14 protein-coding genes are annotated in these 12,024 nt (G+C 70.3%); 13 read left to right on the forward strand and 1 reads right to left on the reverse strand.

From position 1 onward, the window contains the following. Window positions 1-266: 266 nt before the first annotated feature. The 10 genes from secY (at window position 267) to GVV76_RS06245 (ending at window position 8,455) form a co-directional block, all read left to right on the forward strand. The gene (gene secY / locus GVV76_RS06200; protein ID WP_159524079.1) at window positions 267-1,556 is read left to right on the forward strand and encodes a preprotein translocase subunit SecY; all 1,290 of its coding nucleotides are present in this window, start codon (window positions 267-269) and stop codon (window positions 1,554-1,556) included. Then, window positions 1,553-2,137, forward strand: coding sequence for an adenylate kinase (locus GVV76_RS06205; RefSeq protein ID WP_235905448.1), 585 nt, complete (start codon window positions 1,553-1,555; stop codon window positions 2,135-2,137). The genes secY and GVV76_RS06205 overlap by 4 nt, the downstream gene beginning before the upstream one ends. Window positions 2,138-2,205: 68 nt before the next feature. Next, on the forward strand, window positions 2,206-3,111 hold the full coding sequence (gene map, locus GVV76_RS06210; protein ID WP_159625745.1) for a type I methionyl aminopeptidase: 906 nt from the start codon (window positions 2,206-2,208) through the stop codon (window positions 3,109-3,111). 225 nt (window positions 3,112-3,336) lie between these two features. Then, window positions 3,337-3,558: a translation initiation factor IF-1 gene (infA, locus tag GVV76_RS06215; RefSeq protein ID WP_017177298.1), complete on the forward strand. Its 222-nt coding sequence runs from the start codon at window positions 3,337-3,339 to the stop codon at window positions 3,556-3,558. Between the two features lie 32 nt (window positions 3,559-3,590). Continuing rightward, window positions 3,591-3,704, forward strand: coding sequence for a 50S ribosomal protein L36 (gene rpmJ, locus GVV76_RS06220; protein ID WP_005987264.1), 114 nt, complete (start codon window positions 3,591-3,593; stop codon window positions 3,702-3,704). Between the two features lie 175 nt (window positions 3,705-3,879). Next, on the forward strand, window positions 3,880-4,254 hold the full coding sequence (rpsM, locus tag GVV76_RS06225) for a 30S ribosomal protein S13 (protein WP_159524077.1): 375 nt from the start codon (window positions 3,880-3,882) through the stop codon (window positions 4,252-4,254). Between the two features lie 67 nt (window positions 4,255-4,321). Beyond that, window positions 4,322-4,723, forward strand: coding sequence for a 30S ribosomal protein S11 (rpsK, locus tag GVV76_RS06230; RefSeq protein ID WP_159524076.1), 402 nt, complete (start codon window positions 4,322-4,324; stop codon window positions 4,721-4,723). 162 nt (window positions 4,724-4,885) lie between these two features. After that, complete coding sequence (locus GVV76_RS06235; RefSeq protein WP_080461926.1) at window positions 4,886-5,884, forward strand: DNA-directed RNA polymerase subunit alpha; 999 nt, start codon at window positions 4,886-4,888, stop codon at window positions 5,882-5,884. Between the two features lie 31 nt (window positions 5,885-5,915). Then, a complete protein-coding gene (gene rplQ, locus GVV76_RS06240; RefSeq protein ID WP_159625748.1) occupies window positions 5,916-6,653 on the forward strand; it encodes a 50S ribosomal protein L17, sunset domain variant in 738 nt (245 codons plus the stop codon). A gap of 254 nt (window positions 6,654-6,907) precedes the next feature. Continuing rightward, window positions 6,908-8,455 carry an Ig-like domain-containing protein gene (locus GVV76_RS06245; protein ID WP_159625750.1) on the forward strand — a complete coding sequence of 516 codons (1,548 nt, stop codon included), beginning with the start codon at window positions 6,908-6,910 and terminating at the stop codon, window positions 8,453-8,455. A 220-nt stretch (window positions 8,456-8,675) separates the two neighbouring features. Here GVV76_RS06245 and GVV76_RS06250 read toward each other — a convergent pair whose 3' ends face one another. Further along, window positions 8,676-9,425, reverse strand: coding sequence for an ROK family protein (locus GVV76_RS06250; RefSeq protein ID WP_159524087.1), 750 nt, complete (start codon window positions 9,423-9,425; stop codon window positions 8,676-8,678). 193 nt (window positions 9,426-9,618) lie between these two features. Between GVV76_RS06250 and GVV76_RS06255 the strand changes: the two genes are divergently transcribed. The 3 genes from GVV76_RS06255 (at window position 9,619) to rpsI (ending at window position 12,001) form a co-directional block, all read left to right on the forward strand. After that, window positions 9,619-10,602, forward strand: coding sequence for a tRNA pseudouridine synthase A (locus GVV76_RS06255; protein WP_159625752.1), 984 nt, complete (start codon window positions 9,619-9,621; stop codon window positions 10,600-10,602). A 414-nt stretch (window positions 10,603-11,016) separates the two neighbouring features. Then, the gene (gene rplM, locus GVV76_RS06260) at window positions 11,017-11,460 is read left to right on the forward strand and encodes a 50S ribosomal protein L13 (RefSeq protein WP_017177291.1); all 444 of its coding nucleotides are present in this window, start codon (window positions 11,017-11,019) and stop codon (window positions 11,458-11,460) included. Window positions 11,461-11,503: 43 nt separating this feature from the next. Next, window positions 11,504-12,001, forward strand: coding sequence for a 30S ribosomal protein S9 (gene rpsI, locus GVV76_RS06265; RefSeq protein ID WP_159625754.1), 498 nt, complete (start codon window positions 11,504-11,506; stop codon window positions 11,999-12,001). Window positions 12,002-12,024 lie beyond the last annotated feature (23 nt).

Below are 12,024 nucleotides of genomic sequence, written 5' to 3' on the forward strand. Positions count from 1 at the left end.
CGCCTGAACCGGTCTCGTTCGTCATTTCGACCGGTCTCGCTCCTGTTTTCGACCGGTCTCGCTCGTCATTTCGACCGGTCTCGGCGGGGGGAGGGGAGGGGCGGGGAAGCCGGCGCGTGACGCACGCCTTGCCTTCCGAAACCGTCACGGCGTCGAAGGGGGGCCCTGCTCCGGGGTAGTGTGAGCCAGGCGCGCGCCTGCGCGTCCGCCGTCGGGCCCGCCTCAGGGCCAGTCGACGCCGATTCCCCGAGCCCACAGGAGACCGCGTGCTCAGCGCCTTCGTCCAGGCATTCAAGACGCCTGACCTGAGGAGGAAGCTCCTCTTCACCCTCGGCATCATGGCCCTGTTCCGCCTGGGATCGGTCCTGCCGACGCCGGGCGTGAGCCTGCGGAACGTCCAGACCTGCGTCGGCCAGGCAGATGACGCGAGCCTGCTGAGCCTCATCAACATCTTCTCCGGCGGCGCCCTGCTGCAGTTGAGTGTCTTCGCGCTGGGGATCATGCCCTACATCACGGCCTCCATCATCATTCAGCTCCTGCGCGTGGTCATCCCCCGCTTCGAGGAGCTCCACAAGGAGGGCCAGTCCGGCACCGCCAAGCTCACCGAGTACACCCGCTACCTGACCATCGGCCTGGGCGTCCTGCAATCCGCCACGATCGTGGCCACGGCCGCCAACGGCCAGCTCTTCCCCACCTGCAACGTCTCCGTCATCCCGAGCAGCAGCCCGGTCACCCTTGCCCTCATGATCGTCACCATGACCGCCGGCACCGGCCTGATCATGTGGCTCGGCGAGCTCATCACCGACCGCGGCATCGGCAACGGCATGTCGCTGCTCATCTTCACCTCGATCGTCGCGCGCTTCCCGCAGAACCTCGGCTCGGTCCTCACCGGCAGCGGCGGCGTCTCGAAGTTCGCCATCGTCATCGCTGTCATCCTGGTGGCCACGGTCGCCGTCGTCTTCGTGGAGCAGGGCACTCGGCGCATCCCGGTGCAGTACGCCAAGAGGATGATCGGGCGGCGCCAGTACGGCGGCTCCACCACCTACATCCCCATCAAGATCAACACGGCGAACGTCATCCCCGTCATCTTCGCCTCCTCCATCCTGGCCATGCCCCAGCTCATCTCCCAGTTCGCCCGGAACAGCTCCTGGGCCGCCTGGGTGGGGCAGAACCTGCGTCAGACGGACACGATCTACCTCGTCGCCTACGGCCTGCTCATCCTCTTCTTCACCTTCTTCTACACGGCGATCACCTTCAACGCCGAGGAGATCGCGGACAACATGAAGAAGTACGGCGGCTTCATCCCCGGCATCCGCGCGGGCGAGCCCACCGTGAAGTACCTCTCCTACGTCATCAACCGGGTGACCGTCGTCGGCTCGATCTACCTCGTGATCCTCGCGCTGGTGCCCACCCTGGCGGTCATCGAGTTGGGACTGTCGCAGTCCCTGCCCTTCGGCGGCACGACTATCCTCATCATGGTGGGAGTCGGCCTCCAGACCGTCAAGGAGATCAACTCCCAGCTCCAGCAGCGACACTACGAAGGGTTCCTCTCATGAGCGCACGCATGGTCCTCCTCGGCCCCCCCGGGGCGGGCAAGGGCACCCAGGCGGCCCGCATCAGCGAGCGCCTGTCCATCCCCGCAATCTCCACCGGCGACATTTTCCGCGCCAACGTGGCCGGCGCCACCGAGCTCGGCCTCAAGGCCAAGGAGTACATGGACAAGGGCGAGTACGTCCCCGACTCGGTCACCAACGCCATGGTCGCCGACCGTATCGCCGCCGACGACGCCGCCTCCGGCTTCCTCCTCGACGGCTACCCGCGCACCGAGGCCCAGGTCCACGAGCTCGACTCCATGCTGGCCGCCAAGGGCCTCGCCCTCGACGTCGTCCTGGAGATCACCGCCGACTCCGAGGTGGTCGTCGAGCGGCTCCTCAAGCGCGCCACCGAGCAGAACCGCGCCGACGACACCGAGCCGGTCATCCGGCGCCGCCTGGAGGTCTACGCCGAGCAGACCGAGCCGCTGGCCGCCCTCTACGAGGCCAAGGGCCTCCTCGTGCGCGTCGACGGCATCGGCGACATCGACGAGGTCACCGAGCGCATCATGACGGCCCTCGCCTCCGCGGGCGTCAGGGCCTGAGCGAGCAATCCTCAGTGGCGCGGGACCGGTCGGGCCCGCGCCACTGCCTGCCAGAGAGGGGGCGCGCGGTGCTGGCGCGCGAGCAGATCGAGATCAAGACCCCGGACCAGGTCCGGCTTATGCGGCGAGCGGGCCTCGTCGTCGCCGATATCCACGCCGCCCTGAGGGAGGCGGTCCGCCCGGGGGTGAGCACCGCCGAGCTCGACGCCGTGTGCGCCGCGACCATCGAGGCCGCCGGCGCCCACTCGAATTTCCTGGGCTACCACGACTACCCGGCCACGGTGTGCGTCTCGGTTAATGATGAGGTCGTTCACGGCATCCCCGGGCCGCGAGTCCTCAAGGAGGGAGACCTCGTCACCTTCGACTGCGGCGCCTACATCCTCGACGGCGGCCAGCAGTGGCACGGCGACGCGGCCTTCACCACCGTGGTCGGCGGCGAGTATGCATCGGCCTCCGATCGCCTCCTGGACACCACCACCCGGCAGGCCCTGTGGGAGGCGATCGCCGCCGTCGCCCGGGCGGCCGCGGGCCGGACGAGCGGGCGCGCCGCGAGACTCAACGCCATTGGCGACGCCGTCGAGGCCACCGTGGACCGCGCCCTGGCCCAGGCCGCCGGTCAGGGCCATCCCGAGGCCCGGCTCGGCATCCTCCAGGAGTACGTCGGCCACGGCATCGGCACCGCCATGCACCAGGCCCCCGACGTCCTCAACTACTCGATCAAGCGCAAGGGGCCTAAGCTGCGCCCCGGCATGGTGCTGGCTATCGAGCCGATGCTCACCTCCGGCGGGCCCGAGGTCTGCGAGCTCGACGACGGCTGGACCGTCGTCACCCAGGACGGCTCGCGCGCCGCCCAGTGGGAGCACACCGTCGCGATCGTGCCCGGGGGGGTGTGGGTGCTCACCGCCCCCGACGGCGGGGCCGAGGGCCTGGCGCCCTTCGGCATCGAGCCCTGCCCCCTGGCCGAGCGCGGCTGATCGCGTCGCGTCCCGCCCGCCGCCGTCGAGCGCGTTGGCCGATGTGTTCGGGAACACCGGCCGGGAGCCCCTTCCCGCGTGGTGGCGCGGTATCGAGGTGTCGTATCGTTGGCCCTCGGTGCGTCTACCGTTCCTGACCCGAGCCCTCCGGCCGGGCCGGGGCGCGCGCGCCCAACCGGCGGCGTCGTCGCCGGAGAACTCGAGCGAGAAAACCGACGGAGGAACATGGCAAAGAAGGACGGCGTCATCGAGGTCGAGGGATCGGTCGTCGAGGCCCTTCCGAACGCGATGTTCCGGGTGGAGTTGAGCAACGGGCACGTCGTGCTCGCGCACATCTCCGGAAAGATGCGGCAGCACTACATCCGCATCCTCCCCGAGGACCGCGTCGTCGTGGAGATGAGTCCCTACGACCTCCAGCGCGGCCGCATCGTCTATCGGTACAAGTGACAAGTCGGCCCCCGGGCCGGCGGAGGACAATCATGAAGGTCAAGCCGAGCGTCAAGAAGATCTGTGACAACTGCAAGGTGATTCGTCGCCACGGCCGTGTCATGGTCATCTGCGAGAACCCGCGGCACAAGCAGCGCCAGGGCTGAGGCCCCGCGCACCGGCCACGCGATCCGTGGCCACCGATCAGCGCCCACCCCAGCGATCAGCGCCGGCCTGAACGGCCGGCGCCCCGCAACCCCCGGTTCCTGGAGGCCGGGGCCGCCCCAAGGGGGCGGGGGAGGTGGGTGACGACCTCCGGGAGCACACAGGAGAACCACCACCGTGGCACGCATTTCCGGCGTCGACCTCCCCCGCGAGAAGCGGGTCGAGGTCGCGCTTACCTACATCTTCGGGATCGGCCGCACCCGCGCGGACGAGACCCTCAAGGCAACGGGGGTCAACCCCGACACTCGCGTCAAGGACCTCACCGAGGACGAGCTCGTGGCCCTGCGCGGCCACATCGACTCCAACTACCGGGTGGAGGGCGATCTGCGCCGCGAGGTGCAGGCCGACATCCGTCGCAAGGTCGAGATCGGCTGCTACCAGGGTCTGCGCCACCGCCGTCACCTCCCGGTGCACGGCCAGCGCACCAAGACCAACGCGCGCACCCGCAAGGGCCCCAAGCGCACCGTGGCCGGCAAGAAGAAGGCCAAGTAAGCAGTTGAGCCGCGGTCCGGGCGCCGATGCCCACCGCGCGACCCGATCTTGAGAAGAAGAAGGAAGAATGCCTCCGAAGACCCGCACCGCCGTGCGCAAGCCGCGTCGTAAGGACCGGAAGAACGTCACTCACGGCAACGCCTACATCAAGTCCACCTTCAACAACACCATCGTGTCCCTCACGGACCCGCAGGGCGCCGTCATCGCCTGGGCCTCCTCCGGCCAGGTCGGCTTCAAGGGCTCCCGCAAGTCGACTCCCTACGCCGCCCAGCTCGCTGCCGAGGCTGCCGCGCGCCGAGCCCAGGAGCACGGCATGAAGAAGGTCGACGTCTTCGTCAAGGGCCCCGGCTCCGGCCGTGAGACCGCGATCCGCTCCCTCCAGGCCGCCGGTCTTGAGGTTGGCTCCATCACGGACGTCACCCCCCAGGCGCACAACGGCTGCCGCCCCCCGAAGCGTCGCCGCGTCTGAGACGACCGGTCCGACGGCGCCCGCCTCCCAGCGCGGCGGGCGCCGTCGGCCCGTGAATCGCCCCGCCGCGCGGGGCCGCCGCCCCGGCAGCTGAGGGCCCAGCGGCGACAACCATGAGGAACGGCGTCATATAGCGGGCGCCGCGACGAAAGGAAACCGACAGTGCTCATCGCACAGCGTCCCACTCTCACCGAGGAGGTCGTCGAGGAGAACCGCCGCGCGCGGTTCATCATCGAGCCCCTCGAGCCCGGCTTCGGCTACACACTGGGCAACTCCCTGCGCCGCACACTGCTGTCGTCCATCCCGGGCGCGGCGGTCACCTCCGTGCGCATCGACGGGGTCCCCCACGAGTTCCGCACGATCCCCGGGGTCAAGGAGGATGTCGCCCAGATCATCCTCAACATCAAGGAGATCGTCCTCTCCAGTGAGAACGATGAGCCGGTCGTCATGTACCTGCGCAAGTCCGGCCCGGGAGCCGTCACCGCCGGTGACATCACCCCGCCCGCCGGCGTCGAGGTCCACAACCCCGAGTTGGTCATCGCGACCCTCAACGAGAAGGGCAAGTTGGAGATCGAGCTGACCGTCGAGCGCGGCCGCGGCTACGTCTCGGCCAACCAGAACAAGGACCCGAACGCGGAGATCTCCCGGATCCCGGTCGACTCCATCTACTCGCCGGTCAAGAAGGTCTCCTACGCCGTCGAGGCCACCCGTGTCGAGCAGCGCACCGACTTCGACCGACTCATCGTCGACGTTGAGACGAAGGCCTCCATCACGCCCCGTGACGCGCTCGCCTCGGCGGGCAAGACCCTCGTCGAGCTCTTCGGCCTGGCCCGCGAGCTCAACGTCGAGGCCGAGGGCATCGAGGTGGGCCCGTCGCCCATGGACCAGGCCCTCCAGCAGGACCTCGCCCTCATGATCGATGAACTGGACCTCCAGGCGCGCTCCTCCAACGCCCTCAAGCGCGAGGGCATCCACACGGTCGGCGAGCTCGTCTCGCGCAGCGAGGCGGACCTGCTCGACATCCGCAACTTCGGTGCCAAGTCGATCTCCGAGATCAAGGACAAGCTTGCCGAGCTGGGCCTGTCCCTCAAGGGATCCCCCCTCGATTACCTCGCCGAGGACGACTACACCAACCCCACCTTCAGCGACGAGCAGGCCTGAGCCCAGGCTCGTCACGATCTAGGAGACAACAATGCCTCGCCCCACCAAGGGACCCCGCCTGGGCGGCTCCGCCCAGCACGAGCGCCACCTGCTGGCCAACCTCGCCCGGCAGCTCTTCATCCACGAGTCCATCACGACGACGGAGGCCCGCGCCCGCCGCCTGCGCCCCTACGCCGAGAAGCTCATCACCAAGGGCAAGCGCGGGGACCTTCACGCCCGCCGCACCGTGATGAAGAAGATCACGGACAAGTACGCCGTGTACCGTCTCTTCGAGGAGATCGCCCCGAAGATGGAGGGCCGCGACGGCGGCTACACCCGCATCATCAAGACCGCCCCCCGCAAGGGTGACAACGCCCCCATGGCCGTCATCTCCCTCGTGCTTGAGCCGGTGGCCAAGAAGGCCGTCGTCGAGGACGCGGTCAAGACCGCCAAGTCCGCCGCGAAGAAGGCCGCGCAGGACGCCGTCGCCGAGGCCAAGGGTGATGAGGCCGCGGACGCCAAGACCGAGGCCCCCGCCGCGAAGGAGGCTGGCGCGAAGACTGAGAAGGTCGCGTTCGCCGGCGCCGTCCGCGTCGACGAGGGCTCCGCCGACGCTCCCGACGACGAGCACCGCATCAAGGGCAACGAGGACTCGATGAAGTACCACGTCCCCGGCTCGCGCTGGTACGACGCCACGGTCGCCGAGGTCTGGTTTGCCACCGTGGAGGAGGCCGAGGCTGCCGGCTTCGCTCCCGCCGGTGGGGCGGCCGCGCAGAAGGTCGACGCCTGAGGCGCACGAATGTGATTCGTGTCGCATAGACATGGAGGGCTGGGGTCCGTGAGGTCCCCAGCCCTCCATTATTTCGCGGAATCTCGCTGACCTGCGGTGGCGCGCGACTACGTGACGGGGATGTGATTCGCCAGTTATTCCGTGACGTGGGCGAGACATCCGCCTCTGAATCCGTTAGTTTGGACATGTGACCGCGTCTAAGGCGCGGTGTGCCCAGATCAGCCAACCAGTCCCTTATTCGCACGAGGAGAGTCATGAGACGGTCTTCCGCTCTGGCCGCCGGCGCGCTCGTCGCCGCAGGCGCCTTCGTTCCCGCCGCCGTGAGCACGCAAGCTCAAGCCGCTGATTCCGACAACATCAAGGTGACCGACGTCAAGGTCACCTCCGAGGCCCGCCAGCGCCCGGTCAACGGCGTCGCCGTCGAGGCCTGGGACAAGGTGAGCCTCCAGGCCAAGTGGGAGGCCACCGCCCCCAAGGCCGGGAACTCCTTCACCGTCAAGCTCGGCGACGGCCTGGAGTGGTCCGGATCGCTCGGCTTTGACCTCCTCGACCAGAACGGCTCCGACGTCGGCAACTGCACGTTCACCGTCGGCTCTCAGGACATGACCTGCACCCTGACCGCCGGCGCGGAGAAGTGGGACAAGCTCACCAACGGCACCCTCATCGCTCAGGCCCAGATCAACAACAAGGGCATCGGCCTCAAGCAGAGCACCGTCAAGGTGGGCCCGACCACCGCGCCCATCGTCTTCGGCGACTCCAACGGCGACGGCACCTGCGACACCGGCTGCGACGGCGTCAAGCCCAACTACCCCGAGCCCAACCCCTTCAAGTCCGGCTGGTTCAACGGCGTCAACGACCAGGGCAAGTACGTCTTCATGTGGGAGGTGCGCGCCCAGAACACCGGCGGCGCCAAGAACACCCACTGGGTCGTCAAGGACCCGGGCGCCACCTACGTCGCCAACTCCGTCCTGTGCACCACCGGCTCCTGGCAGGAGGGCAAGGGCGTGGCCAACGTGAAGGTCGCCCCCGGCTGGCCCCAGGAGCAGGTCGAGTTCGACGCCCCCTCCGCTGAGGCGGTGTGCCGCGTCCGCTTCTACACCACGACCGAGCCCACGAAGGCCGCCCAGGCCAACACCGCCACGGTGAACGGCCAGACCTACTCGCGCAGCGGCATCACCGCCACCGAGGCCGGCTCCGGCAACGCGCTCGGCGGCAAGAACCCCGCCCCGGCGCCGAGCCCCAAGACGACCACGCCGGCCCCGACGCCGTCCGCTTCCCAGAGCGCGACGCCGGCTCCGACGCCGTCGGCTTCCCAGAGCGTGACGCCGTCCGCGGCGCCGTCGGCTTCCGAGAGTGCGACGCCGGCTCCGACGCCGTCGGCCTCTGAGAGCGCCACGCCGTCTGCGGCGCCGTCCGCCCCCGAGACCACGGTGCCGGCCCCGACGCCGTCGGCCTCTGAGAGCGCGGCGCCCTCCGACCCCGCGCTGCCCACCGTCCCGGCCACCACCCAGGCCGCCGCTCCGCGGGTCACCCCGCAGCAGCCCGGCCCCCAGGCCCCGAAGGACCCTGCCGCCCCCACCGCCCCGGCCACCACTCAGGCCGCTGCCGCGGCGCCCGGCCCGCAGCAGCTCGGCACCCAGGCCCCCAAGAGCCACGCCGTTCCCGCGGCCCCGGCTAACAGCCAGCCGACGTCGAAGCCCTCGCTGGCCAAGACCGGTGCCAGCATCCTGGTGCCGGCGCTCATCGCGGGCGCCGTCATCGGCGGCGGCGTCGTCCTGGTTCGTCGCGGACGCCGCGCCTGATCCACACCCGGTCCCGGCCAGTGAGAACTGACCCGGACTGAGACGAGGGGCCCACCCGGATCATCCGGGTGGGCCCCTCGCGTTTGCTCTGGCGAGCGGGTTCTCATGCCTGCGGCGATGGGCGGGCCCTTGTGCCTGCGCCGATGGGCGGGCCCTCGGGCGGGCGGTCCGGCCGAGGGGCCCGCCCGCCGGGCGCGGGAGCCGCCGGGCGCGGTTGGGCTCAGGGGCGAGCCATGGTCCAGCAGCGCGCCCCGCCGGTCATCCCCGCCTCATTGGGCACCACGACGACGTCGTCGCCCATGCGGGTGAGCTGGAGTGCCGTGATCCTCCGGGAGTTACCGCCCCCGAGGTAAAGGCGGTCCCACAGGTACATGGGGCGCAGGCCGTCGACGACGTGGCGCACCCTGCGCGACCAATGGGCGTCGCCCAGGCGCAGCCTCTCGTGCTCACCGATGTAGTCGTCGTAGGTGAGCCCCCAGCGGACGGGGCCCTGGGAGACCTCGACATGCGGGGCCAGGACGCCGTTGTCGAAGACCGCGTTTCCCAGGCCCGTCCCCAGGGTCACGATCATCTCAAGGCCGTGGCCGGTGACGACTCCGGCGCCGGCGACCTCCGCGTCATTGAGGATGAGCGAGGGCAGGCCGAGGCGCTGCGCGATGGCCGCGCCCATGTCGAAGCGGTGCCACGCCTCGGCGAGCTCGGGGAGCACCTTGGAGCGCGGGCCGTCCTTCGTGATGTAGTGCGGGGTGGCGACGACGACGCCGTGGCGGATCATCCCCGGCATCCCCACCGTCACCCGGTCGGCCCGGGGCAGCTGCTCGGCGAGGCCGGCAATCGTCTCGACCAACTTCGACGGGGGGAGCGGGTAGGGGGTGGGCGTGCGCACGGCGCGAGAGCAGATGGTCCCCTCGGCGTCGAGGACGGAGGCCTTGATGCCGCCGCCCCCGCAGTCGACGGACAACGTGGTCACTGAGGAAGGACTGGGATGACTCGCTTGGCTCGCCTGGCTCGGGGCCCCGGGATTCGTGCTCACGGGGACGACGCTACCGCCAAGGTAGGGACGACGCCCCGAGTTGGCCGGGGTCGGGGCCGGGGCCGGGGCCGGGGCCGGGGCGGTGGGGCGGCCTGCTCGGGAAGCGCTCGCGCCGTGGTCGAATAGGGGCATGGAGGAGTCCAAGGAGCTAAGCGGCGACGACGCGCTGGTGCGTGTGCGGCTGGATCTGGCCTATGACGGCGCGGGATTCGCGGGCTGGGCCGCGCAACCGGGCCTGCGCACCGTGGAGGGGGTGCTCACCGAGGCGCTCGGCACGGTGCTGCGCGTCCCCGTGCGGCTGACCGTCGCGGGGCGGACGGACGCGGGCGTTCACGCCGCGGCCCAGGTCGCGCACTTCGATGTCGCCCCGGCGGCCTGGCGGGCGCTCCCCGGCCGCTCCGACCGGGCGCCCGGGCAGGCGCTGCTCACCCGGCTGGCCGGTGTCCTGGCCCGCGAGGCGCGCGAGAGCGCCGCTAGCGCGAGAGGTGGGACCGCGCCCAGGGGGACGAGCGACATCGTCGTGAGCGGGGCTCGCGAGGCCCCCGAGGGCTTTGACGCGCGCTTCTCCGCCACCGAGCGCGCCTACCGCTACCGGATCGCCGATGGCGGCCCCGCGGCCGGGTCGCGGGACCCCTGGCGGCGGGGGAGCGTGCTGTGGATCCCCGAGGCCCTCGACGTCGGGGCCATGCGCCGCGCCGCCGCGCCATTGCTTGGCGAGCACGACTTCCTCGGCTACTGCAAGCCCCGGGAGGGCGCCACCACGATCCGGACGCTCAAGCGCCTGGAATGGTCGCGCGTCCCCGCTGGCGCCACCGGCCGCGAGGGGGCCGATGAGGGCCTGGTGGTGCTCGACGTCGTCGCCGACGCCTTCTGCCACTCGATGGTGCGCTCCCTCGTGGGCGCCTGCCTCGCCGTCGGCCAGGGGCGCAGGGGCGAGGACTGGCCCGCGCGGATCCTCCTGAGCGCGAGCCGGGACGCGGCGGCGCCGGTCGCCCCCGCCCATGGCCTGACTCTGGAGCGGGTGAGCTACCCCGCGGATGACGGGCTGGCCGCCCGGGCTGAGCGCGCCAGGGCCCTGCGGTCCCTCCCCGCCCCCTGCGCCGAGACCGGTTGAAAACAGGACCGAGACCGGTCGAAAACAGGACCGAGACCGGTTCACCGTCCTCAGGGGCGGCGAGGCTCGCTCCATCCCGGTCGGGCTGTGGAAGCGCGACCGGTCTCGATCGTGATAACGACCGGTCTCGCTTGTGATAACGACCGGTCTCGGTGAGGGGGACGGACGGGCGGGCGGGGGCGTGGCGGGATTCACGGCGGCAGCGCGGCCCCTCCTTTTGACCCCCCCTAACAAGCGCCGGTAGTGTGGGCAACCGTCGTGCAGCACGCTGAACGCGCCACCGCGGTGCCATCCCACTCGCCCCGGGGCGCGAGTGCTCCGACCACCTCACCTGACCATGGCGGTCCCGTCGAACAGCGACGCTTCAACGCTCGTCGACGTGACCGCTCGCCAAGAGAAACGAAGGCAACGCCCGTGCGCACGTACACACCGAAGCCCGGCGACGTCGAGAAGAACTGGTACGTCATTGACGCCACCGACGTCGTTCTCGGCCGCCTCGCGGCTCAGGCCGCGAACCTGCTCCGTGGGAAGCACAAGCCGCAGTTCACGCCCAACGCCGACTGCGGTGACTACGTCGTCATCATCAACGCCGACAAGGTGGCCCTCACCAACGGCAAGGCCGACCGCAAGTTCGCCTACCGACACTCCGGCTACCCGGGTGGTCTGACGGCCGTCTCCTACCGCGACCTGCTGGCGACGCGCCCCGAGCGCGCCGTCGAGAAGGCCATCAAGGGCATGGTGCCTCACACCAAGCTCGGCCGCGCCCAGCTCAAGAAGCTCAAGGTGTACGCCGGCCCCGAGCACCCGCACGCCTCGCAGAACCCGCAGGCTTTCGAGATCACCCAGGTCGCCCAGTAAGCGCTCCAGCGCTCGGCAACCCGCGACAAGCAAAGGACACATCGTGGCTGAGACCACTGTCGACATCGACGCGCTGGATGAGGAGAACGCCCCCTCCAGCTACACCACCGAGACCGGCGGCACCTCTGTGGAGGGCCGCGGGCAGTCCATCACCGCCCCCGGGGCCGGCCTTGGCCGCCGCAAGGAGGCCGTCGCCCGCGTCCGGCTCGTCCCCGGCACCGGCAAGTGGACGCTCAATGGCCGCACTTTGGAGGACTACTTCCCCAACAAGCTGCACCAGCAGCTCGTGCGCGCCCCCTTCACCATCCTCGACCTCGAGGGCCGCTTCGACGTCGTGGCCCGCATCCACGGCGGTGGCGTCTCCGGCCAGGCCGGCGCCCTGCGCCTGGGCATCGCCCGCGCCCTCAACGAGATTGACCGCGAGGCCAACCGCCCGGCCCTCAAGAAGGCCGGCTTCCTGACCCGCGACGCCCGCATCGTCGAGCGCAAGAAGGCCGGTCTGCACAAGGCCCGCCGCGCCCCGCAGTACTCCAAGCGCTGATCCGGTCCGGGTCGGTGGCCCCG

It is taken from the genome of Actinomyces sp. zg296, assembly GCF_009829695.1.
Lineage (GTDB): Bacteria > Actinomycetota > Actinomycetes > Actinomycetales > Actinomycetaceae > Actinomyces > Actinomyces marmotae.

Bases quoted from the DNA above. Each gene is read 5' to 3' on its own strand.
- GVV76_RS06255 (WP_159625752.1), top strand. From the start codon at position 9,619: ATGGAGGAGTCCAAGGAGCTAAGCGGCGACGACGCGCTGGTGCGTGTG.
- GVV76_RS06205 (WP_235905448.1), top strand. From the start codon at position 1,553: ATGAGCGCACGCATGGTCCTCCTCGGCCCCCCCGGGGCGGGCAAGGGC.
- rpmJ (WP_005987264.1), top strand. From the start codon at position 3,591: ATGAAGGTCAAGCCGAGCGTCAAGAAGATCTGTGACAACTGCAAGGTG.
- infA (WP_017177298.1), top strand. From the start codon at position 3,337: ATGGCAAAGAAGGACGGCGTCATCGAGGTCGAGGGATCGGTCGTCGAG.
- rpsK (WP_159524076.1), top strand. From the start codon at position 4,322: ATGCCTCCGAAGACCCGCACCGCCGTGCGCAAGCCGCGTCGTAAGGAC.
- GVV76_RS06245 (WP_159625750.1), top strand. From the start codon at position 6,908: ATGAGACGGTCTTCCGCTCTGGCCGCCGGCGCGCTCGTCGCCGCAGGC.
- rplQ (WP_159625748.1), top strand. From the start codon at position 5,916: ATGCCTCGCCCCACCAAGGGACCCCGCCTGGGCGGCTCCGCCCAGCAC.